This is a genomic window from Chryseobacterium sp. JV274 (assembly GCF_903969135.1).
In the GTDB taxonomy this organism is placed as follows: domain Bacteria; phylum Bacteroidota; class Bacteroidia; order Flavobacteriales; family Weeksellaceae; genus Chryseobacterium.
In genome coordinates this window covers 809762-832630 of record NZ_LR824569.1, presented here as the reverse complement: position 1 = coordinate 832630, position 22869 = coordinate 809762, and the positions used below count along the sequence as shown (strand labels likewise).

Sequence of the window (22869 nt, the reverse complement as noted above, 5' to 3'; positions counted from 1 at the left end):
ATGCAAATTTAGCAATAGAAAATTAGATGAGCGCAAAAAAAGCCAATTTATCAGGCGAATTGAAAAAGTATTTTGGGTTTTCTACATTTAAGGGACAGCAGGAACAAATTATAGACAACCTATTGAATGGGAAAGATATATTTGTTTTAATGCCTACGGGTGGTGGAAAATCATTATGTTATCAGCTTCCGGCACTTATTTCGGAAGGTACGGCAATCGTCGTTTCGCCCTTGATAGCGTTAATGAAGAATCAGGTAGATGCAGTGAACGGCCTTTCATCTGAGGATGGGGTAGCGCATGTATTAAATTCCTCATTAAACAAAACGCAGACCAAGCAGGTTTTTGACGATATAAAAAGCGGCAAAACCAAACTTCTGTATGTAGCTCCTGAATCATTAATAAAAGATGATTACCTGGATTTTTTGAAAGATGTGAAAATTTCTTTCTTTGCTATCGACGAAGCCCACTGTATTTCAGAGTGGGGACATGATTTCAGACCAGAATACCGGAATCTGAAACAGATTATAGACAGAATCGCCAATGTACCGGTGATTGCTTTAACGGCTACTGCTACTCCTAAGGTTCAGGATGATATCCAGAAGACTTTAGGAATGACTAATGCATTGGTGTTCAAAGAAAGTTTCAACCGTCCTAATCTATATTATGAGGTATGTCCTAAAATCAATATAGACAAGGAAATCGTTAGGTTTATCAATCAGCATAAAGGGAAATCAGGAATTGTATACTGCCTGAGCCGAAGAAAAGTTGAAGAATTTGCCCAGCTTCTGCAGGTAAACGGAATCAATGCACTTCCTTACCACGCAGGTCTTGACCAGAAAGTGAGAGTTGCCAATCAGGATAAATTCCTGATGGAAGAAGTAGATGTAATTGTTGCTACCATTGCCTTTGGGATGGGAATTGATAAGCCGGATGTACGTTTTGTGATCCACTACGACTTTCCAAAATCATTGGAAAGCTACTACCAGGAAACAGGAAGAGCAGGAAGAGACGGAGGTGAAGGCCACTGTCTGGCATTCTATGATCCTAAAGATATTGAGAAATTAGAAAAATTTCTGGCACAAAAACCCGTTTCAGAAAGAGAAATCGGATTACAACTTTTAAATGAAGTGGTAGGTTATGCTGAGACTTCAATGAGCAGAAGACAATATATCCTGTATTATTTTGGAGAAAATTTCGATCCTGTAAAAGGAGACGGAGCCAATATGTGTGACAACTCATCCAATCCTCCAAAAGTAAAGGATGCCACTGCAGACTTGAAAAAAACGTTGGAACTCATTAATGATACAGGAGAAAAATTCAAGTCTAAAGATTTGATTTCCGTTATCGTGGGGAAAGAAAATGCAGTGACAAAATCTTACAAACTTGAGCAAAGTTCTTATTTTGGCTTTGGAAAAGAAGAAAAAGATAATTACTGGAAAACAATCCTGAGACAGGCAACCGTTCAGAATTGTTTGCAAAAGGATATTGAAACCTACGGTGTTTTAAAAATTACAGAAAAAGGAAAAACGGTCCTGAATGGTACTTCTAAAGACGTATTTTTAATCGCTGAAGACAGAGAATTTGACCTTACCCAGGCAAAAGCTGAGAGCGATCAGGTACAGCAGCAGGCTAGCGGAGGTATGGATCAGAACCTTTTTAATCTGTTGAAAGAACTTAGAAAGAAAGTTGCCAAAAAACATGGAATTCCACCATATACTGTATTTATGGATCCAAGTTTGGAGGATATGACCGTTCAGTATCCGATTACAGTAGATGAAATTACCAAAATCTATGGAGTAGGCGAAGGAAAAGCTAAAAAGTATGGTAAAGAATTCGCTGATTACATCAAAACATATGTAGAAGACAACAATATAGAACGTACTCAGGATATGGTTTTGAAACAGGTGGCCAATAAATCGAGCCATAAAGTTTTCATTATCCAGAGTACTGATAAAAAGATTGACCTTGAAGATATTGCAAGAGCCAAAAACCTTTCTATGGATGAACTCCTGAAAGAAATGGAAAGAATTGTATATCAGGGAACAAAGCTGAATATCGACTATTATATTGAAGATAATTTTGATGAAGATATCGTAGACGGCTTCATGGAGTTCATGAACGAATCTGAAAGTGACAGCATGAAGGTATTACTGGATGAATTTGGGGATGAACTGTCCGATGAAGAAGTGAGAATGCTGAGGATTAAATTTATCAGCGATGTAGCTAACTAAAAGAACAAATCAGAACACAATAAAAGCCCTGTTTATAAGGGCTTTTATTGTATTTAAAAGTTTATAAATAGAGATAAATGGATTTTTTTAAAAAATATTATCTTGTAATTTTATTTTTTCTAATAATAGCAATCATTTGTTTTGATTTTTCACTAAGACAGAACTTAAAAAAAAATTATAAGAATCAAGGAGAATATGCAATTGGCAAAATAAATAGCATTAAAGGATATGGAAGAGGTACTGGTTTCTATTTTTTATACTCGTTTAAAGTAGGGAATAAGAATTATAAAGGACGATCTACGACAGATTTGTCATTTTCTGAAGCTGAGAAAAATATAGGTAAAAGGTTTTTAGTATTGTATTTAAAACATAATATTTATAATAATATACTATATGTTTCTATTCCTGTTAATGATAGTATAAAAAGTAATTTGGAGCTGCATAGATGGGTTTCTCGTTATCCTGTTATTCAATCTAAATTAGACTCAATCCCAGGGTCAGGGTTTTTCTTTGAAAACTATTTCTAAGGTAACAATAATTTTATACTTTGCTTACTTTTGTTCTTTAGTGTAAGAAAGGAATATTTGAAAGATAACCAAACTTTTTACTAACTTTACACTGATGAAAAAGATATCTGTCATATTTATTCTGCCGGACTTAGAAACCGGGGGAGCAGAAAGAATTGTTACTACTATTGCGAATCATCTTTCCAGAGATCGGTTTGAACCCAAGATTTTGCTGTTACGTAAACAAGGCGGATATTTGAATTTTCTGAAAAAAGACGTCGAAATTATCGATATCAATACCGAAAGAATAAGACATTCTTTAAAGCCTATTTTAGGTGAAATCTACCGAAGAAAACCAGATATTGTTTTTTCAGGTTTCGGAGAGGTAAATGCTTACTTATCCTTATTCATCAAACTCTTTCCAAGAACCAAATTCATTGCCCGGGAAACCAATGTCGTTACCCAGCATGTAACCCGTAAAGAGATTAAGTTTTTCTATAATTTTTACAATAACTATCAGAGAATCATTGCGCAGAGTGATGATATGATGAAGGATCTTGTTGATAATTTTAATATTAAAAAGAAAAAAATTGTCAAGATCAATAATCCTGTAGACTTTGATTTTATTGAAGATAAAATGGCACTCTCTTTAAAACCAGAATGCTTCAAATACAACTATAAAAACGTAGTGGCCATTGGCAACTTATCATCCAGAAAAGGATTTGATAACCTGTTGAAGGTTTTTTCCAGACTGAAGAATGAAAATATTATGCTTCATATTCTGGGTGATGGAAAAGATAAGGAGATCTTATATCAGACCAAAGAACTCTTAGGATTAAAAAAAGTAATTTTTCACGGCAGACAGGATAATCCCTACCAATATCTGAAATATGCAGATTTATTTGTACTTTCTTCGAGGTATGAAGGTTTTCCCAATGTACTTCTGGAAGCGGGAGCCTGCGGAACTTATTCTCTAGCCAACAACTGCCCCGGAGGAATCAATGAAATTATTCAGCATAATGTAAACGGTGAAGTTGCCAATATTGAAAACTATGATGGTTTTGCACAACAGATTGTAAAAGTATTGCAGAACAATTATAATAAAGATGCAATAAGAAACTCTATTAAATCAAGGTTTTCAAAGAATATTATTTTGGATAAATACGAAAGGGTATTGCTGGATTTAATGAAGTAGTATTGCCGGACTATTTGTCTTATGGGGTTTTATTTTCTTAGATTTGGGGTGATAAAATAGATCGTAATGAATAAAATCCCGAAAATAGGATGCGCTTGTGAAAAACCTGACTTCAATTATACAGAATTTAGAAGTTCCGAATTAGGTATAGACCATACGAACGGAAGATATGGAGAAGTTTCCATTCAACAATGCAAACTGTGTCAGAGAATATGGATTCATTATTTTGTTGAAAATGAAAGTTTTTCCAAGTCGGGAAGATGGTACAAAGGAATTGTTTCTAAAAAAGATCGTTCACAGATAACCCCGGAAAATGCAGTAGAGTATCTGGAAAGCCTTGAATGGTATGTATATGGAGGTTCATTTTTTGAAAGTACAGGTGCATTTGGACAAGGAAAGTTGGATGTGTGATATTTTAGCTGATTTAATAAAAACAAGCAGTAGAATTAAATACCAAATCAATGAAACCATTTATAATTGCTGTTTTGATGCTGAATTCTGTTGTAATCATGGCTCAGCAGAAGACTATCTCCAGAAAAGAATTATTAAAAACTTCTCTTGATCAGAGTGTTAAATCAGCAGAAATTCAGGAAATAACAATGGCTGCAGGGCTGGCTGCTCCCAAACATGTGCATCAATGTCCGGTAGTAGGAATCATAAAGTCCGGAGAAGCTATTTTTCAGATAGAAGGACAGAAAAGCGTTCTTCTTCGGGAAGGTGATGCTTTCTATGAACCTAAAAATACTACGATTCTCCATTTTGATAATGCATCAGCAGAGAAACCACTCATCTTTACAGCAATTTATTTGAAAGAGGGGAATGAGGAAAATATAAAATTCATAAAATAACATTTTTCATAAAACAAAAACATATAATTATCATTTTTAAAATTGATAAAACTCACTTTGGTGCTTAGTAATTTATATGTAAATTTGTGAGAATTAAGATAGATAATAATAAACAAATTCATAAAATAACATGAGTCAATTCGATGTTACCGTAATAGGTTCTGGTCCCGGTGGTTATGTTGCTGCTATCCGTGCAGCACAGTTAGGTTTCAAAACAGCAATTATTGAAAAATATTCAACTTTAGGCGGAACTTGTCTTAATGTTGGATGTATTCCGTCAAAAGCGCTTCTTGACAGCTCTGAGCATTTCGAAAATGCAAAACACAATTTTGCAGGTCACGGAATCATCATCAATGAGCCGCAAGCGGATATTACAAGAATGATCGAACGTAAAAATGAAGTGATCAAGCAGAATACAGATGGAATCAGCTACCTGATGAACAAAAACAAAATTACTGTTTTTGAAGGTGTGGGAAGCTTCGAATCTGCTACTCAGATTAAAGTTACAAAAAACGACGGTTCTTCTGAAACTATCGAATCTAAATATACAATCATTGCAACAGGTTCTAAACCATCTGCATTGCCTTTCATCTCTTTAGATAAAGAAAGAGTGATTACTTCTACGGAAGCTTTAAACCTTAAAGAAATTCCTAAGCATTTAGTAGTAATCGGAGGTGGTGTTATCGGCCTGGAACTAGGTTCTGTATACCTAAGATTAGGAGCTCAGGTAACTGTTGTAGAATTTATGGATAAAATCATCCCTGGAATGGATGGAGCTTTAAGCAAAGAATTGACTAAAGTTCTTAAAAAACAAGGAATGAAGTTTATGCTTTCTACTGCGGTTTCTGCGGTTGAAAGAAACGGAGATACTGTAAAAATCACAGCTAAAGATAAAAAAGGAGAAGAAGTAGTAGTAGAAGGAGATTACTGCTTGGTTTCTGTAGGAAGAAAACCTTACACAGATGGGCTTGGCCTTGAGAAAGCAGGGGTAGAACTTGACGAAAGAGGAAGAGTAAAAGTAAACGACCACCTACAAACGAATGTTGCGAATATCTATGCTATTGGTGACGTTATCAAAGGGGCTATGTTGGCTCACAAAGCTGAAGAAGAAGGAGTTTTTGTTGCTGAAACATTAGCAGGACAAAAACCTCACATCAACTATAACCTGATTCCTGGTGTTGTTTATACATGGCCGGAAGTTGCAGGAGTTGGTAAAACTGAAGAGCAGCTGAAAGAAGAAGGAGTAGCTTACAAAGTAGGTTCTTTCCCAATGAGAGCATTAGGTAGAAGCCGTGCAAGTGGTGATGTTGATGGTCTTGTTAAGATTATTGCAGACGAAAAAACAGATGAGGTTTTAGGAATGCACATCATCGGAGCCAGAGCTGCTGACCTTATTGCTGAAGGAGTAATTGCTATGGAATTCCGTGCAAGTGCTGAAGATATTGCAAGAAGTTCTCATGCTCACCCAACTTATGCAGAAGCTATTAAGGAAGCTGCATTGGATGCTACAGGGAAAAGACCAATTCATATGTAATAATTGATTAAAAAATTTAATCATTTAAATATTTAAAAATTAAAGGCTGTTTCTTTTTGAGACAGCCTTTTTTATGTGGCTTTTGGCATGAAAATGGAGATTGATTTTTGAAATTTCAAGTATGAAAAAGATTTTTATCAGTGGGATGCTTTTAGCGGGGATCAGCTCTTTTGCCCAGGAAGCAGGTCAGGTTGGAGAGTTATTAAAGAATGAAGCTTCTACCTCAGAAATGAGATCTCCCAAAAGTTTAAATGAAAGAAATAAAACTCCTGATGGGATGAGACCTGGAAATAATACGATTCCTCAGAGAAATAGAAATACCCATCCAAATTATCAGTGGAACAGGAACTATGGCTATGCGGAAGTTTTTCTGAGAATTCCTGAGCAAGGCTTTTTCACTGTTGAAATTGGAGATCAGATGATAGCCAATGGTTCCGGGAAATACAGGTTCTTTGATTTGTCGTCAGGAAGAATGCCTGTTTCTATCTACGAAAATGGTTTTCTGATTTACAGAACCACGCTTATGCTTCGCAATAATAACAGAATGGTGCTGGATTTTTTTACCAATGAAGGGTTATATCTTCTGGATTCTTATCCTGTTCAGGGCCAATATGGCTTCAATGACTGGAATGATGTATGGAACAATCCTTACGGAAACCAGTCCGGAGATGGATATAATCAGGGTAATGTAATGGATAATAATTCTTTCCGCCAGTTTTTTGATATGATGATAAGGAATGAGAAGTTTGATGATGGTAAAATAGCTATGATCAATCAGCAGATGCGCACTTCAATGTTTACTTCCGCACAAATAAGAGATCTGGTAAAAGCTATCAGTTTTGATAATAAAAAATTAGCACTCGCTAAATCTATGTATCGCAACTGCGTTGATAAAAACAGATACTTTATGGTGTATGATGCTTTTGATTTTGAAAGCAGTAAGCGGGAGCTGATGGATTATATTTCAAATTTGTAATAAGACTTTTTTTATCTTTCTCTCTCTCTCTAGAATAATTTATATCCTGCTTTTGAATACAATAAACGGTGATTTGAACACTTCCTGATCTTTCCGAAATCCGAACTTTGCATCATTAATAAGATATATATTATGAATAAGCAAAAAGTGTGGTTTATAACCGGAGCATCAAGAGGAATGGGACTTGAAGCGGTAAAAGAAGTTTTACATAAAGGAGATAAAGTAATAGCCATTTCCCGGAACATACAACATGTAAATAATGGAGATACAGAAAATTTACTCTCTTTACAGGTTGATATTACGAATGATGAGGATGTAAAAAATGCTATTAAAAAAGGTATTCAGCATTTTGGTGGCATTGATGTGGTTCTTAATAATGCAGGCTATTATTTAGCAGGCAGTGTAGAAGAAATAAAGGATGAAGAATTCCGCAAAACAATGGATGTAAACCTGTTTGGGATGGTTAATGTTATTAGACACACTATGCCATTTCTAAGAAAACAGAGATCAGGACATATTATCAATATTTCTTCCAATATGGGATATGTTGGTTATGCCAATACAGGCAGTTATAATGCTTCAAAATTTGCTGTCATAGGACTTTCAGAAGCTCTTGCACAAGAAGTCAAAGTTTTCGGGGTGAATGTGACAGTAGTGGCTCCCGGAATGTTCCGTACAGGTTTTATGAGTGAGGCAACTTTGACGGCTGCAGAAAATAGGATTGAGGATTATCACTTGGACAAGCATATTGACATGCTTCAAAGCTTCCATGGTTATCAGCCTGGTGATCCCGTGAAACTTGCTCAAATACTTTATAATATTAGTACTTTAAGCAATCCGCCCTTACATCTGATTTTAGGGAAGGATAGTTATGAATCAATTCTTGAACATAGAAAAAATGAAACTGAAGAACTAGAGCAATGGAAACATCTTTCCTTTTCTACGGATTTTAAATAATGTGTAAATTTGAATAAATGAAAAAACCTTATTCAGGACCTTATGTGATAAGATCTATTTCAGAACTGCATCGTTTGTTTGCTCTTCCTCAGCCGGATCATCCTTTGATAAGTGTAATTGATTTTGAATCATTAAGCTATCAGCATAGCGATATATGGAATCATTTTACTAACGACTTTTATTGCATTGTTCTTAAAAAAGGCAGTAACGGGAATTTTAAATATGGTCTTAAAGATTATGATTTTGATGAAGGGATGATGACTTTTACAAAACCAGGACAGATATTTTCAGTAACATCCATAAAAAATAATCCTGTTAAAGGATATATGTTAGTATTCAAGGCGGAGCTAATCCGTCCATATTCTTTAGGGAAAAATATAGATCAATATGGTTTTTTCTCTTATTCCATAGCAGAGGCCCTGCATCTTTCAGAAAAAGAAAATATTGTAATTTCATCTTTACTGAAACAGTTACAACAGGAACTGAAGAATAATATAGACCATTACAGTCAGGATGTTGTAGTATCTCACCTGGATCTTTTATTGAGTTATTCCAATCGTTTTTATAACCGACAGTTTCTTACCAGAAAATCAGTGAATAATGATATTGTCACTAGACTTGAGCAAATTTTGAAGGATTATTTTAACAACGAACAAGCTCTTACCCAAGGGCTGCCGACAGTGCATTTTCTTGCTGGTGAACTTCACCTTTCGCCCGATTATATGACAGATCTGCTGCGCAATACAATAGGACAGAATACTCAACAATATATCCATGAACATTTAATTGAAAAAGCTAAGAAATTATTAACTGCTTCCAACTTAACCGTTACAGAAATTGCTTATCAGCTCGGATTTGAATATCCTCAGTCATTTAGTAAATTATTCAAAAAAACTACAAAACAAACTCCACTGGAGTTCCGAAAATCTTTTAATTAAAAAAAATAAGTCAGATAATTTCTTTTTTTATATTTTTGTATCAATCATTACAAAAATAAATGAAAGGAAGACCCAATATCCATCAGGATAAAGAATTGATTCTAAAAGCTCAGAAATTATTCTGGGAAAAAGGTTTTACTGCAACTTCGCTCAGTGATTTGACTGTCGCAACTGGAGCAGGAGCTGGAAGTTTATATAACTCTTTCAAAGGAGGCAAAAAAGAACTGTTTAAAAAAAGCTTGGGGCAGCGAAGAGAAGACTTTGAAAACTTCAAGCAAAGATTGAATAAAAGCGAAGATCCGATTGGACTTATTAAAAGTTTCTTTTTAAATATCGCTAATGCTGATTATAATGAGCATATGAAAGGCTGTATTGTTGCCAATACACTTGTTGAAATGACATTCGTAGAGGAAAGTTTGAAAGAAGAGGCTGTCGAGATACTAAAGGAAACAGAAAAACTCTATACTTCGGTTATTCAGCAACAACAAAATAAAGGAACTCTGAAATCAACACTTCCGGCAGAGGTTTTGGGTAAGTACCTGATCACGTTTTGGTGTGGTATTAATTCTCTTCGTAGAATGTACCCGGACAGGAGGATTTTGAAAACCCAGATTGAATTGCAATTGCAGGTATTGCATTAAATTTTTTTAACGATCATTACAAAAATAAAACAATGAATTTACAACTAAAAGGAAAGAAAGCATTTATTAGCGGATCCACACAGGGAATAGGATTTTCAATAGCAAAACAATTGTTGGAAGAAGGTGCGTCCGTAATTATCAATGGCAGAAGTGAAGAGAAAACGGAATGGGCGAAGAAAAAACTCAAGGAGGAATTTCCAGATGCAGATGTGTCTGGAATTTCCGCAGATTTTGTCAAAAAAGAAGATCTTAACAAGCTACTGGAGGAGTTGGAGGATATTGATATTCTTATTAATAATGTAGGCGTTTTCGGAATCAATGATTTTTATGAATTGCAGGATGAAGACTGGTATCATTATTTTGAAATCAATGTGATGAGTGGGATGCGGTTATCAAGAAAGCTGCTTCCAGGGATGATCCGAAAAAACTCGGGCAGAATTATTTTTATCAGCAGTGAATCAGGAGTCAATGTTCCTGAAAATATGATTCATTACGGAATGACAAAAGCTGCGATGTCGGCATTAAGTAATGGTTTATCCAAACTCACAAAAGGAAGTGCCGTTACAGTTAATACCATTTTAGGTGGACCTACTTATAGCGATGGGGTTGCTGCTACTGTGGAGCAAATAGCCGAAGCTCAACATCTGACTGTGGATCAAATGAAAGAAATCATTATCCAGACCGCCAACCCACATATTCTTTTACAAAGATTTATTAATCCGGAAGAAATTGCAAGCCTGGCAGTCTACCTTTCCAGCCCTCTTTCTGTTGCGGTAAATGGAGCAAGCTTAAGAGCAGATAGTGGAGTTTTAAAGATAATATAACCCATAAAAATATATCTTCAGTTGCTCTTTTACATTATTTTCAGATTATCGTAAAACTTAGAATGTTTCGGAGCAATATTGAATTGTATTCCAAAGGTTACTCCTTTAAAATATTTATCTCTGTGAATAGGAAAAGCATATCCGCTATTCAGAAATATAGCATTAAATAATGAGATCCCTATTCTTGGTTCTAACGAATAGGGATTGCCGGATATTCCAAACAGCAATCCGGCACGTAGAAAGTTGATATTCATCTCCGGAATAAATTTATCTGTGTTATTAACATGGGTATAAAGCAGAGACGGTCCCAGAATAATAGAACCATCATAGCTGTCTCCAAATCTATATTCTAATCCTGCCTGCAGAACATTTCTTCCGGTGTATCGGTAAGAAATATTTACCGCTGTTTTCTCCAGTAGCTGAGCTTTTGAAAAGACAACCGAAAAGAGCAAAGGCAGAATGAAATATTGTTTCATGTTTTGTTTTTTATTCAAATGTACATGTTTTACGGTCTTTATAAAAGGTTAATAAGAATCATCCAAAGATTATAATGGTATTGACTAGGTTGGCATCTTCAAATTTCCGTACCTTTGTAAGCTAATTTTATCATCAATGCAACTCGGAAAAACTCAGACTCTAACAATTTCAGAACAAATTAATTCAGGATGGATCCTCGTGGACGAATCCGGAGAAAAAGCTTTTCTGCCTAAAATCTTTATTCAGGATGAAAAAGAAACAGGTGATGAAGTTGAAGTTTTTGTATACCAGGATGACGATAAATTAAAGGCAACTACTGAAATTCCATTGGCTGAAGTTGGTGAATTTGCGGTAATGAGCTGTGTACAGAGTCTTCCTAGCGGAGCTTTTATGGATTGGGGAATCATTAAGGATTTATTTATCCCTTACAAACAGCAGAAAACCAAAATTATAGAAGGTAAAAGATATCTGGTTTATATCTATGTAGATGAAGATATGGAGCTGATTACAGGGACAACAAAGTTCAAGAGAAACCCACAGTATGATGATCTGCCATTTCAGAAAGGAGACAAAGTAGATCTGCTTATGATGAACGAAAGTGAACTGGGCTGGAACGTGGTTATCAACAAGCAGTACATAGGTTTGATATACGCTTCTGATGTTTTCAAAAAACTTTATCCACTGTCAGAAGAAAAAGGCTATATTAAAATGATTCGTGAAGATGGGAAAATAGATATTTCCTTACAGCCGGACGGTTTTGAAAATATTGACGAGTTCAAACAGAAGATTATTAACAGACTGGAAGAAAATTACGGACTTCTGTATGTATCTGATAAATCCTCACCTGAAGAGATCAAGAATGAATTTCAGATGAGTAAGAAAAACTTTAAAAAAGCGATCGGAGGACTTTATAAAGATAAAATCATCGATATCCTGGACGACAAAATCAAATTATTATAAAATAAAAAAACGAGCAGAAATTTCTGCTCGTTTTTTTGTTACTCTCTGTTCTTGATCAGAAGCCATCCGCTGTAGACTCTTCCGTCAGAAACTTTTATAGTGTACCAATAATTTCCGGTAGAAATAGGGTGTGATTCATATTTTCCATCCCATTGGAAAGGTTTCTTTTTAATAAGCTCCTTATAGATTATCGCTCCTTTTCTATCATATAAATAAATTTCTGTTCCCGGATAGTTTTCCAATCCTGCGATTCTCCATGTATCATTGATCCCATCTCCGTTTGGACTGATTGCATTCGGAATATTGAATATAGAGAAGTTCTTCTGCCCGATAATACATCCGGATTTTGTTCTCACATAAGCAGTATATTCTCCCATATTTAAATTGGTGAAAATATTAGAATTCTGCCATGTGAAATTATCTAAGGAAAATTCATAGTTTCCGCTCTGAGAAAGAATAACTGTCGCTGTATTATTGGTAATATTTACAGAAACAATATGGGCTAAAACAGAATAACTCACCTGAGTGGAGCTTGTACTTTCGCATCCGAAAATATTGGTTACTTTCACGGTGTACGTTCCTGGGGTAGATACTGTAATGGTTTGAGTAGTTGCTCCGGTATTCCATTCATAAGACTTAAATCCTGGTCCTGCATCCAAAACAACCGATTTGCCTTCACAAAAATCAAGTTTATCAGGAAGCTGAACAAAAGGCTTAGGATTTAAAGTAAGGCTTAATCTTATTGTTTTAAAACATCCGTCAGGAGTAGCTACTTTTACGTGAATAAGTGTTGTTCCTACATTTAAAGTATAAGCGGAAGGATTGGAAATAGGATTTCCCGCCGTATCTGTATACGTGAAAATATAACTGGCGGGGTTATTAATAATACTTGCTTCATAGGAGTGAAGATTAACCATCATAGAATTTGACGTTGTAGAATTACATTGTACTTGTGTAATATCTTTTGCAGGTACATTATCTGTGGACAGCGTTACAGTAATTGCCAGTTTTTCAGATTCACAGTTATTTAAAGTCTGGGTTACATAATAGATTTGTCCGCTTACCAGAGGAGTTGTCATCGGAATCACATTTCCTGCCGCATTATAGAATTTAAGAGCTGTTCCTGATACAACCAGCTTTTCCAGCGTAGGATTTGCCGAAGCACAGAAATCCTGATTAATATTTGCAATCGGTTTAGGAGTGGTATTTACCGTTACCTGAATAGCCATTTTATTACTTTCACAGCCATTAATGGTTTGAGAAGCATAATAGGTCTGTCCGTTGGTAAGAGCAGTTGTTGATGACAGAACATTTCCTGCAGCATCGTACCACTTGATGTTCTGGCCTGTGATCTGAATGTCAGAGATTTTAGAATTATTGATAGCGCAGAAAGTTTGCTGGACATTTGCAGCAGTTGGAAGAGAGGGAGATGTTACAATCACATTCTGATTTTGGGTAGCTGTATTTCCATTTCCATCGTTATAAATCCAATGGATAATATAGTTTCCAGGGATTGAATAAAATAAAGGATCTGTGGTTGTTGCAGTTATAGTTCCCGCACAGTTATCTGTAGCAGTAGGAATGGTGGTAACTATTGTATGGCAGTCTCCTGTAATGTCTGCTAGAGAAGCAATGTTCGGAACCGGAGCCATATTGTCACCCACAACGACGTTTACAGTAAAAGTTCCATCACAGCCTCCCGACCCCGAAACGTGGCAGGTATATGTACCGGAATGAGCTGTTGTTGCATTAGGTATTGTTGGATTCTGCTGGTTTGATGTAAAGCCATTAGGTCCAGTCCAGTGATAGGTTGTTCCTCCTGTAGCGTTAAGCTGAACAGTTGAATTGATACAAACAGGAGAGTTTGATGTGACAGATATTCCTGCAGCACAATCATAAAATTTAGCGAAATTATTATTAACCTGGGCTCCTCCTAAAGTATATATATTATTACTTTTTGCATAGATGGAATGAACGGATGAATAAAAATAAGTTCCCCAAACCTGATTACCTGCCGGATTAAATTTAGTAAAAAAACCTGAACGATAACCATTATTATTGTCAGGCATATACCCATTTGGAGTTGCTATCTGAACTGCGTTTGATGTCTGCCCTGAAAATATAAGACTATTATTGTCATCTACGGAAAGTCCGAAGGCCTGATCATCATTTACAGCATTGCTTGTTGTTGCTCCGAAATAAGTTCCCCAAATTTGATTTCCTGCAGGATTGAATTTTGTTAAAAAGATATCATCACCAAGATTAGATGTGCGTATTGGCTGATGTGTTCCTGAAGTTGATATTCTTTCATTAGCATCCGTATTTCCTAATAAAACTACATTGTTATCTTTGTCAACTTTTAAATCTCTTACTATTGTTCTCCCTTCATTATAATTGTGCTGAATACCATACGCGTTTCTACCGCCATAATAAGTTCCCCACAAAAATTGAAAATTATTGTCTAGCTTGGCTAGAAATGTATTGCCTTCTCCAATCAAAGTTTGCTGATGAGTACCTGCTGTTCCATTTCCGGTAATATTATACCCCTGGTAAACATCGCCGGCTAAATAGATATTATTATTACTGTCTCTGTCAATTTTTTTAATTCCCGACTCTTTTAAAAAAAAATAGGAGCCATACATTTGTTGACCATTCGGAGAAAACTTTGCAATAAAAGAAACCCCATTATAAATATTAGGATTATTTTGAATATTTCCATTAGCTGTTACAATCCCATTGTTTCCGGTGGAAAGTCCTCCGATAATTAAGTTCTGGTTTGAATCTAGTACAATAGAATTTGCTGTGTCAAATTGATCTCCTCCGAAATAGGTTCCCCATATTCTTATACCATTATCATTAAATTTCATGATGAAAGAATCAATGTCATATCCCATCCATTGCCCCTGGTAATTTGTATGTTCTTTATGGGCACCGAGAGTTGTTATATTGTTTGTACCTCCTTGAGAATCTCTTGCCTGGCCAATAGCATATATTTCATTGTTATTATTAATGGTAATATCCTTCAGAAGATTGGTTTCATCCCCTCCATAATTGAATTGATGATTTCCTAAAAACACACCCCATATTTTATTTCCTGCCGGATCAAATTTACAGATATAACCATAGTTCTGAGAGTTAGAGTCCATTATTGTATAAGTACTGGTAGCAATATTATATCTTGCAATAGTAGTAAATCCAGTATAAACTTCCTGATTGGAATTGGCCAATACTCTATAATATGTATTGGATTGCCATACCCAGTTTGGGTGATTTTTAATCCATAAGGGGGTAGGTACAGGATCAATAATTAAAGTTTTGGTGAATGAATCCTGTGTCCCGGCAAAACCATAAGTGTTTTCATCAATATGTTTATAATTGATAGTGGTTTCATGCTTAGATTTTCCATCTGTAATCCAGGAAAGAGGAATATTTTCATACATATCTCCAAAACGAAGTTTCATCACAATTTTTTTATTTTTTAATGATGTCTCTGCTCCGTTGAATTTCATTTTGATATCTGAAATTTTTCCGCCGGGTCTTACAATAAAGTTATATTCAACAGGTTTCAGAGTATCTTTTGGTTTAAAGAAAATAAGATCAATATTATTGTAGATATTCTTATAAGTAATCTTTTTAAAACGATACACATTTAAGATCCCGGCCGGCTTTCCAGGAATATTATAAAAGTTATCATAATCAGGAGACTTTTCTTCGGGAATTATTTCAGAATTGATATTAGAGTTAACCAAGTCTATATCTATTCTATGATATTTGTATTTAACCTTTTCCTCTTTTTGATTATAATATTTTGGGGGTTTAGGATTATCTGGTGTACTTATTTTTTCTACCTGATATACATCATAAGAAAATCCATTAGAACGCAGCTGTACATTCAGACCATTAGAATGGAAAAGATATTTTACATTTTTATTTTCTTTTCCGTCTTGATCAATAATCTGACCTTTGTTTTCATAAAAATAATAGGAGTTTTCTTCAGAAATATTTTTCTGTGAAAATAGAAGTACCGTGTTCAAAACCATGAACAGCGAAAGAATTTTCTTCATCAGGTTATTAATTTTTGCGGCAAAGATATAAAAATAGCTTTCTCATTATATATTAAGTAATAGCAAACTTCAGGTCAGAAACATGATGGATGTCATAACAATTATGTTTAATTTTTTTGTTTAACAATTTTGTCAAAAATAAAATTTAGTATAAATTTGCACAAATTTGTTTAACAAAAATGTCAAATCAAGCAAAAAAAGACCAAACACAGGAATTGATCAAGGAGACAGCGAAGAATTTGTTCTTTGTGAAAGGAAAATTTGATGCTACTACGCAGGAGATTGCAGATGAAGCAGGAGTGAACAGGACCCTTATTAATTACTATTTCCGTTCAAGAGATAAGCTGATTCAGATCATCTTTGATGAAGCGCAACGAGTAGAACAGGAAAAATCGAAGATCATTCAAAATTCTGATCTGCCTTTTAAAGAAAAGATCAGCCAATTCATAGAAAGCAGCCTTTCTACAAGTCTTCAGTATCCGTATCTGGAAACGTATATCGTATCACAGATCAATAAAGGGACCTGCCATCAAAGAGAAATTGAAGAAGATATCCTGAATGATATGTATAAGGATATCGAAAAAGAAATGGAATTGGGAAATATAGAAAAAATGGCACCTGTTCAGTTTATTCTTAATATGGTAGCTCTATTAGTATTCCCAAGTGCCATAAGACCATTATTTATGGAAAATTTATTAATTAATGATGAAGAATATGATAAGATTATTTCTGAACGAAAAGAGATTATTATCAATATGTTGTTCAAAAACTAAAAAAAACTAAAGTATTTCTGAAAATGATTCGTCATTTAGAAATAAATAATGACTGAAAATTAAATAAAAAATAAACGAAGTATAAAATTATGAATAGAAAACGTATAACTGCTACAAAGCTAAAAATTGGGATAGCTTCAGCATTTATGATTTTCGGCTCTACATTGATGTCTGCCCAGCAGCAGGTTTCCCTGCAGGAAGCTATAAAACAGGCACTTCAGAATAAGGCAGAAGCCAAAAAAGCTGCTTTACAGATAAAAAAAGCCGAATACAAGATTGATGAGGCCAGAGCCGGTGCTCTTCCACAGGTCAGTGCAACGGCGGGTTTAACTTATAACCCGATTATTCAGGAGTCTTTGCTGGAATTTGGAGGAGAGAAAATCAGAGCGCAGTTTGGGCAGCCTTGGGGTTCTACAGCTTCTGTACAACTTCAGCAGGCAATTTTTGATCAAAGAGTATTTACAGGACTTAAAGCTGCAAAATCAACAAGAGAGTTTTATGTACTGAATGCTCAATTGACCAATGAACAGATTATTGAAAATGTAGCAACAGCTTATTATCAGGTGTTTGTACAGGAGGAAAATCTTAAAACGGTAACCGCCAGCTATGCTAACACTGAAAAAGTAAGAAATGTTATTAAAAGCTTGGTTGATAATGGTTTGGCAAAATCAATCGATTTAGACAGGACAAATGTTCAGCTTACGAATATTGGTTCCAATAAGCAGACTTTAATCAACTCTGTTGAACTTTCAAAAAATGCTCTGAAGTTTTATATGGGAATCCCGATTTCTACAGACATTGAGCTTGAAGAAAAAGAGATCGAACCAAAGCCTGAGCTGATTGCAAGCAACGTAAATCTTAATGATCGTACAGAGATCAAAGTTTTAAATAAAAACAGGGAACTTTTGGTTTTCAATAAAAAAGCAACCGAAGCTTATCTTTATCCATCAGTAAATCTTACTGCGAACTATGGATGGGGAGCAAACGGAGCAAAATTCCCGTTGACAAATGGTCTTAGTAAAGGCGTTCTTTGGAGTGATTATTCGGCAATTGGATTGAATGTAAATATTCCTATTTTCACAGGAGGAGCTACAAAAGCGAAGATCAATCAGGCAGAAATAGATATTCAGGATCTTGATGTTGATATTGAAAACACTCAGTTGAGCTTAAGTTTAGATTATAAAAATGCAATCACCAATATGGAAAATGCATTGATTAATATCGAAAGCATGAAAGATAATGTAGGATTGGCAGAAAGAGTTCAGAAAAATACCCAGTCAAATTATCAATATGGGTTAGCAACCCTTACAGAGGTGCTGGATTCTGAAAATGCTTTAACACAGGCAAAACAGAACTATTCTAATGCATTGCTGGATTACAAACAGGCCGAGATCAAGCTGATAAAAGCTAAGGGTGAACTAAACACACTACAAAACTTATAATAAACTAAAATGAAAAAAACTTTAATATATATCATCGTAGCAGCAGTACTGATAGGTTTAGCCGCTTATAAGATTGCCGGGAACAAAGAAAAGCAGACGCAGGAAGTAAAAGAAGTTGCCAAGCAGGTAGATAAAATCAACGTTAATATTGTAACCGTTACAAGAGAAAATATTGATACAGATTACTCTGCCAACGGAACTTTCATTCCTAAGCAGGAAATGAACCAGTCTTCTGAAATTGCCGGACGTATTGTAAGCGTTTTGGTAAAAGAAGGATCAAGAGTAAGTGCAGGTCAGGTGTTAGCAACTATCAAGAGAGATGCTATCGAAGTGGATGTTACACAGGCTCAGAATAATTTGCAAAATGCTATTATCGATAATCAGCGTTACGAAAATGCTTTTAAAACAGGAGGGGTTACAAAACAACAGGTTGATAACTCAAGACTTCAACTGAAAAATGCACAGGCAGCTGTGAAAGCTCAGGGAGTAAGAGTGAATGACACCAGCATCCGTGCAGGTATCAGTGGTACTATCAACAAGAAAATGGTTGAGCCGGGAACAGTAGTTTCTATAGGGACTTCCATGTTTGAAATTGTTAATATCAACAGCCTTAAACTTTCTGTATTGGTTGACGAAAGCCAGGTTGGCAGAATTGCACTCGGTCAGGAAGTTCCAATTAATGTGAATGTTTTACCGGAAGATTCTTTCAGCGGTAGAATTACATTCATTGCTCCTAAAAGTGATGCTACTTTAAATTTCCCGGTTGAAATTGAGGTTCAGAATAAAGGAAACCTAAAAGCGGGGATGTATGCAACTGCTACATTTAAAACAAATCACGGTGCTGAAACTCAAAATATGTTGACTGTTCCTGCAGAAGCTTTTGTAAACGGAGTAAGTTCAGGACAGCTATTTATTGTAAATAATGGTACTGCTAAATTAATTAAAGTTCAGACCGGTAAAGTATACGGCGACAAAGTTCAGATCTTAAGCGGACTGAATGGAGGCGAGCAGGTAATTACCAGCGGACAGATTAATCTTGATAACGGTTCGAAAATCAATATCGTAAAGTAAGCAGAAGATGAAGTTAGCAGAAATATCCATTAAAAGACCATCGCTGGTTATCGTATTATTTACGATACTTACGCTGGGTGGTTTATTAAGTTACTCCATGATGGGGTATGAGTTGATTCCAAAGTTTGAAACCAATATGGTAACCATTTCTACGGTATATCCGGGAGCTTCGCCTGCTGAGGTGGAAACTTCGGTAACCCGAAAAATTGAAGATGCTGTTGGTTCTTTGGAAAACGTGAAAAAAGTAGAATCTTCATCTTACGAAAGTTTATCGGTTATTATGGTGCAGCTGAATACCGGTGCCGATGTAAACTATGCTTTGAATGATGCACAGAGAAAAGTAAATGCTATTTTGGCAGATCTTCCCGACGATGCAGATCCTCCTTCTTTGCAAAAGTTCTCATTGGATGATCTTCCGATCATGACTTTGAGTATTTCCAGTAATAACCTGAATAATAAAGATCTTTATGATCTTTTAGATAAAAAAATAGAGCCTATTTTTTCCCGTGTAAACGGTGTTGCTCAGGTAGACCTTGTAGGTGGGCAGGAAAGAGAAATTCAGGTAAGTTTAGATGAAAAGAAAATGCAGGGATATGGTCTTGCCATCGCAGATGTACAGCAGGCAATTCTTTCTTCAAATCTGGATTTCCCAACGGGAGCTTTGAAAACAAGAACTTCAAGATCTACGATCAGACTTTCCGGAAAGTATAAAAATGTTGCTGAAATGAATAATCTTGTAGTTTCCAATAAAGATGGAGCTCAGGTTCGTTTATCTGATATTGCAACCGTTTTTGATACACAGAAAGATGTGGAGAAAGTTGCAAGATATAACCAGAATTCAACGATTTTACTTCAGGTTAAAAAACAATCTGATGCCAATGCGGTTTCAGTTTCGGAACTAGTGAAGAAAACAATCGCTGATGTTCAGAACAATTATAAAGCCCAGGCGATTAAAATAAATATTGTAGATGATACAACAGACTTTACGCTTGAAGCTGCAGACCATGTAATTTTCGATTTATTCTTAGCAATTATCCTGGTAGCAGTGGTAATGTTACTGTTCCTTCATAACATCAGAAACGCGTTTATCGTTATGGTTTCTATTCCGATGTCATTGATTGCAACGGTGATTGGAATGTATCTTATGGGATATACCTTAAACCTGATGAGTTTACTTGGACTTTCATTAGTTGTTGGTATTCTTGTGGATGATGCAATTGTAGTTTTGGAGAACGTTTATCGTCACATGGAGATGGGGAAAAGCAGAATTCGTGCGGCATACGATGGTGCTTCGGAAATTGGATTTACCGTAACGGCGATTACATTGGTAATTGTAGTGGTATTCTTACCGATTGCAATGAGCTCAGGATTGGTTGCTGATATCCTGGCACAGTTCTGCGTTACCGTAGTTATTGCGACAATGTTTTCGTTACTGGCATCATTTACCATTATTCCTTGGTTATCTTCAAGATATGGTAAATTGGTACACCTTTCAGGTAAAAATCCTTTTGAGAAGTTTATTCTTTGGTTCGAAAAGCAATTGGAAAAATTCACACACTGGATCACAGGAATTCTGGAATGGTGTTTGAAAACGACATTAAGAAGAGTAATGACGGTTATTGTAACATTTATTATTTTGATCTCTTCATTTATGTTGGTTGCATTTGGATTTATCGGAGGTGAATTCTTCCCTAAAATGGATAGAGGACAGTTCCTTGTTCAGATGGAATTGCCAAAAGATGCTTCTGTAGAAAAAACCAACCAGATTACTCTTGCTGTTGAAAAATATCTTAGAGAAGACAAAGATGTTGTAGATATGATCACAACAGTTGGTCAGCAGTCATCAGGTTTTGGTGGAGCACAGGCAACATTGTACCAGTCAGAGATTCAGGTGATTTTGGTAGATAAATCTGAACGTAATGAGAGCACAGATATCAAATCCGCAAGAATCAAGAGAGCTTTAGAAGAAAAATTCACAGGAGTTGAATTTAAAACAGCACCAATTGGATTAATGGGAGCAGACAATGCACCAATTGAAATGGTAGTGACAGCTCAGGATAACGAAACAGCAAATAAAGAGGCAAACAGAATTCTTGAGTTGCTTAAAAAAGTTCCTGGTTCTGTAGATGCAGAATTATCAACTGACTCTGGAAGCCCTGAAGTACAGGTGAATATCGACAGAGATAAAATGGCTTCTTTAGGCTTAAATCTTTCTAGTGTAGGACAAACAATGCAAACTGCATTTAACGGAAATACAGACGGAAAATTCAGAGCCGGAGAATATGAATATGATATTAATATCCGTTTTGGTGACGCGAACAGAAAATCTATTGAAGATGTAAGAAATCTTATGTTTACCAATCCTAAAGGAGAACAGGTAAGACTGAGCCAGTTTGCAGAAGTAAAAATGGGTTCAGGACCAAGTTTATTGGAACGTAGAGATAAAGCACCTTCTGTAAAGGTAAAGTCTAAAGTGGTAGGCCGTCCTGTAGGGGATGTTGCCAATGAATGGGCTGCTCAATTTATGGATAACGAAAAGACTAAACCGGCAGGAGTAAGCTACATCTGGAGTGGTGATATGGAAAACCAGACTGAAGGTTTCGGTACTTTAGGGATTGCATTAATGGCTGCTATTGTATTGGTTTATCTGGTAATGGTTTCATTATATGACTCATTTGTATATCCTTTCGTGGTATTATTTTCTATTCCTCTGGCATTGATCGGGGTAATGGTTATTCTTGCCATCACAGGAAATTCATTAAACATATTTACGATGCTGGGGATGATCATGTTGATTGGTTTGGTAGCGAAGAACGCAATTATGATTGTCGACTTTGCAAATATGAGGAAAGAGGCTGGTGCAAGTACGCATGATGCTTTGATCCAGGCAAACCACGCACGTCTTCGTCCGATCTTGATGACTACTATCGCGATGATCTTCGGTATGATCCCAATTGCAATTGCAAAAGGTGCCGGAGCAGAAATGAACAATGGATTAGCCTGGGTAATTATCGGTGGTTTGACATCGTCATTATTCCTGACTCTAATTATTGTACCGGTAGTTTATTCAATATTTGACTCTATCTTAAGAAGAATGGGTAAACATGAAAAAGTGGATTATGAAGCTGAAATGAAAGCTGAATATGAGCATAGAGAGCTAAGTGAAGATGGATTTACTACAAAACATGTAGACTAAATATAACAATCTTTAATTAACCGAAAGCCGTGTCATTTTTGATACGGCTTTTTTTTGCCGTTGATATAGCAGGCTTCGATAAAACCGCTGGATGATGTTTGTTAAGGAAAACCGCTGTTTTAAAGTCAAATTATTGACTTTTGTCATTCTGACGAAGGAAGAATCTCATTTTTAATCAAACACGAGATTCTAACATAATATTAAAAACAAAAAAAGACTCCCAGAATAAACCGAAA

At 35.6% G+C, this 22869-nt stretch carries 18 protein-coding genes; 16 read left to right on the top strand and 2 right to left on the bottom strand.

What is annotated here, in order from left to right:
• Positions 1-26 precede the first annotated feature (26 nt).
• The 11 genes from recQ to CHRYMOREF3P_RS03845 all read left to right on the top strand — a co-directional run bounded on the left by recQ (position 27) and on the right by CHRYMOREF3P_RS03845 (position 10650).
• Positions 27-2231 carry a DNA helicase RecQ gene (gene recQ / locus CHRYMOREF3P_RS03895; protein WP_077416812.1) on the top strand — a complete coding sequence of 735 codons (2205 nt, stop codon included), beginning with the start codon at positions 27-29 and terminating at the stop codon, positions 2229-2231.
• Positions 2232-2308: 77 nt separating this feature from the next.
• On the top strand, positions 2309-2758 hold the full coding sequence (locus CHRYMOREF3P_RS03890; protein WP_077416814.1) for a hypothetical protein: 450 nt from the start codon (positions 2309-2311) through the stop codon (positions 2756-2758).
• Positions 2759-2852: 94 nt separating this feature from the next.
• Entirely contained in the window at positions 2853-3932 is a 1080-nt protein-coding gene (locus tag CHRYMOREF3P_RS03885; RefSeq protein ID WP_077416816.1) for a glycosyltransferase, read from the top strand.
• A 66-nt stretch (positions 3933-3998) separates the two neighbouring features.
• Positions 3999-4343, top strand: a complete 345-nt coding sequence (locus CHRYMOREF3P_RS03880) for a hypothetical protein (RefSeq protein ID WP_180563899.1) — start codon at positions 3999-4001, stop codon at positions 4341-4343.
• Between the two features lie 50 nt (positions 4344-4393).
• The gene (locus CHRYMOREF3P_RS03875) at positions 4394-4780 is read left to right on the top strand and encodes a cupin domain-containing protein (protein WP_180563898.1); all 387 of its coding nucleotides are present in this window, start codon (positions 4394-4396) and stop codon (positions 4778-4780) included.
• Between the two features lie 130 nt (positions 4781-4910).
• A complete protein-coding gene (gene lpdA, locus CHRYMOREF3P_RS03870) occupies positions 4911-6314 on the top strand; it encodes a dihydrolipoyl dehydrogenase (protein WP_077416819.1) in 1404 nt (467 codons plus the stop codon).
• 121 nt (positions 6315-6435) lie between these two features.
• Positions 6436-7290: a DUF4476 domain-containing protein gene (locus CHRYMOREF3P_RS03865; protein WP_180563897.1), complete on the top strand. Its 855-nt coding sequence runs from the start codon at positions 6436-6438 to the stop codon at positions 7288-7290.
• Between the two features lie 132 nt (positions 7291-7422).
• On the top strand, positions 7423-8247 hold the full coding sequence (locus tag CHRYMOREF3P_RS03860; protein WP_180563896.1) for an SDR family NAD(P)-dependent oxidoreductase: 825 nt from the start codon (positions 7423-7425) through the stop codon (positions 8245-8247).
• 17 nt (positions 8248-8264) lie between these two features.
• Positions 8265-9185, top strand: a complete 921-nt coding sequence (locus CHRYMOREF3P_RS03855; RefSeq protein ID WP_077416825.1) for a helix-turn-helix domain-containing protein — start codon at positions 8265-8267, stop codon at positions 9183-9185.
• A gap of 59 nt (positions 9186-9244) precedes the next feature.
• The gene (locus CHRYMOREF3P_RS03850; protein ID WP_077416827.1) at positions 9245-9826 is read left to right on the top strand and encodes a TetR/AcrR family transcriptional regulator; all 582 of its coding nucleotides are present in this window, start codon (positions 9245-9247) and stop codon (positions 9824-9826) included.
• Between the two features lie 32 nt (positions 9827-9858).
• Positions 9859-10650, top strand: a complete 792-nt coding sequence (locus tag CHRYMOREF3P_RS03845) for an SDR family NAD(P)-dependent oxidoreductase (protein ID WP_180563895.1) — start codon at positions 9859-9861, stop codon at positions 10648-10650.
• A 29-nt stretch (positions 10651-10679) separates the two neighbouring features.
• Here CHRYMOREF3P_RS03845 and CHRYMOREF3P_RS03840 read toward each other — a convergent pair whose 3' ends face one another.
• Positions 10680-11126 (bottom strand): hypothetical protein, encoded by a 447-nt coding sequence (locus CHRYMOREF3P_RS03840; RefSeq protein WP_077416831.1) that lies wholly within the window; start codon positions 11124-11126, stop codon positions 10680-10682.
• Positions 11127-11262: 136 nt separating this feature from the next.
• Here CHRYMOREF3P_RS03840 and CHRYMOREF3P_RS03835 point away from each other — a divergent pair, with 136 nt between their 5' ends.
• The gene (locus tag CHRYMOREF3P_RS03835) at positions 11263-12087 is read left to right on the top strand and encodes a S1 RNA-binding domain-containing protein (RefSeq protein ID WP_180563894.1); all 825 of its coding nucleotides are present in this window, start codon (positions 11263-11265) and stop codon (positions 12085-12087) included.
• A gap of 38 nt (positions 12088-12125) precedes the next feature.
• Here CHRYMOREF3P_RS03835 and CHRYMOREF3P_RS03830 read toward each other — a convergent pair whose 3' ends face one another.
• Entirely contained in the window at positions 12126-16151 is a 4026-nt protein-coding gene (locus tag CHRYMOREF3P_RS03830) for a T9SS type B sorting domain-containing protein (RefSeq protein WP_180563893.1), read from the bottom strand.
• A 179-nt stretch (positions 16152-16330) separates the two neighbouring features.
• Here CHRYMOREF3P_RS03830 and CHRYMOREF3P_RS03825 point away from each other — a divergent pair, with 179 nt between their 5' ends.
• The 4 genes from CHRYMOREF3P_RS03825 (at position 16331) to CHRYMOREF3P_RS03810 (ending at position 22633) form a co-directional block, all read left to right on the top strand.
• Positions 16331-16924 (top strand): TetR/AcrR family transcriptional regulator, encoded by a 594-nt coding sequence (locus tag CHRYMOREF3P_RS03825; RefSeq protein ID WP_034695556.1) that lies wholly within the window; start codon positions 16331-16333, stop codon positions 16922-16924.
• 89 nt (positions 16925-17013) lie between these two features.
• Positions 17014-18366, top strand: coding sequence for a TolC family protein (locus CHRYMOREF3P_RS03820; protein ID WP_077416838.1), 1353 nt, complete (start codon positions 17014-17016; stop codon positions 18364-18366).
• Positions 18367-18375: 9 nt separating this feature from the next.
• On the top strand, positions 18376-19437 hold the full coding sequence (locus CHRYMOREF3P_RS03815; RefSeq protein ID WP_077416840.1) for an efflux RND transporter periplasmic adaptor subunit: 1062 nt from the start codon (positions 18376-18378) through the stop codon (positions 19435-19437).
• Between the two features lie 7 nt (positions 19438-19444).
• Positions 19445-22633, top strand: coding sequence for an efflux RND transporter permease subunit (locus CHRYMOREF3P_RS03810; RefSeq protein ID WP_180563892.1), 3189 nt, complete (start codon positions 19445-19447; stop codon positions 22631-22633).
• Positions 22634-22869 lie beyond the last annotated feature (236 nt).

Bases quoted from the DNA above. Each gene is read 5' to 3' on its own strand.
- CHRYMOREF3P_RS03815 (WP_077416840.1), top strand. From the start codon at position 18,376: ATGAAAAAAACTTTAATATATATCATCGTAGCAGCAGTACTGATAGGT.
- CHRYMOREF3P_RS03880 (WP_180563899.1), top strand. From the start codon at position 3,999: ATGAATAAAATCCCGAAAATAGGATGCGCTTGTGAAAAACCTGACTTC.
- CHRYMOREF3P_RS03825 (WP_034695556.1), top strand. From the start codon at position 16,331: ATGTCAAATCAAGCAAAAAAAGACCAAACACAGGAATTGATCAAGGAG.
- CHRYMOREF3P_RS03860 (WP_180563896.1), top strand. From the start codon at position 7,423: ATGAATAAGCAAAAAGTGTGGTTTATAACCGGAGCATCAAGAGGAATG.
- recQ (WP_077416812.1), top strand. From the start codon at position 27: ATGAGCGCAAAAAAAGCCAATTTATCAGGCGAATTGAAAAAGTATTTT.
- CHRYMOREF3P_RS03890 (WP_077416814.1), top strand. From the start codon at position 2,309: ATGGATTTTTTTAAAAAATATTATCTTGTAATTTTATTTTTTCTAATA.
- CHRYMOREF3P_RS03835 (WP_180563894.1), top strand. From the start codon at position 11,263: ATGCAACTCGGAAAAACTCAGACTCTAACAATTTCAGAACAAATTAAT.
- lpdA (WP_077416819.1), top strand. From the start codon at position 4,911: ATGAGTCAATTCGATGTTACCGTAATAGGTTCTGGTCCCGGTGGTTAT.
- CHRYMOREF3P_RS03885 (WP_077416816.1), top strand. From the start codon at position 2,853: ATGAAAAAGATATCTGTCATATTTATTCTGCCGGACTTAGAAACCGGG.
- CHRYMOREF3P_RS03810 (WP_180563892.1), top strand. From the start codon at position 19,445: ATGAAGTTAGCAGAAATATCCATTAAAAGACCATCGCTGGTTATCGTA.
- CHRYMOREF3P_RS03830 (WP_180563893.1), bottom strand. From the start codon at position 16,151: ATGAAGAAAATTCTTTCGCTGTTCATGGTTTTGAACACGGTACTTCTA.
- CHRYMOREF3P_RS03840 (WP_077416831.1), bottom strand. From the start codon at position 11,126: ATGAAACAATATTTCATTCTGCCTTTGCTCTTTTCGGTTGTCTTTTCA.
- CHRYMOREF3P_RS03850 (WP_077416827.1), top strand. From the start codon at position 9,245: ATGAAAGGAAGACCCAATATCCATCAGGATAAAGAATTGATTCTAAAA.
- CHRYMOREF3P_RS03875 (WP_180563898.1), top strand. From the start codon at position 4,394: ATGAAACCATTTATAATTGCTGTTTTGATGCTGAATTCTGTTGTAATC.
- CHRYMOREF3P_RS03820 (WP_077416838.1), top strand. From the start codon at position 17,014: ATGAATAGAAAACGTATAACTGCTACAAAGCTAAAAATTGGGATAGCT.
- CHRYMOREF3P_RS03845 (WP_180563895.1), top strand. From the start codon at position 9,859: ATGAATTTACAACTAAAAGGAAAGAAAGCATTTATTAGCGGATCCACA.
- CHRYMOREF3P_RS03855 (WP_077416825.1), top strand. From the start codon at position 8,265: ATGAAAAAACCTTATTCAGGACCTTATGTGATAAGATCTATTTCAGAA.
- CHRYMOREF3P_RS03865 (WP_180563897.1), top strand. From the start codon at position 6,436: ATGAAAAAGATTTTTATCAGTGGGATGCTTTTAGCGGGGATCAGCTCT.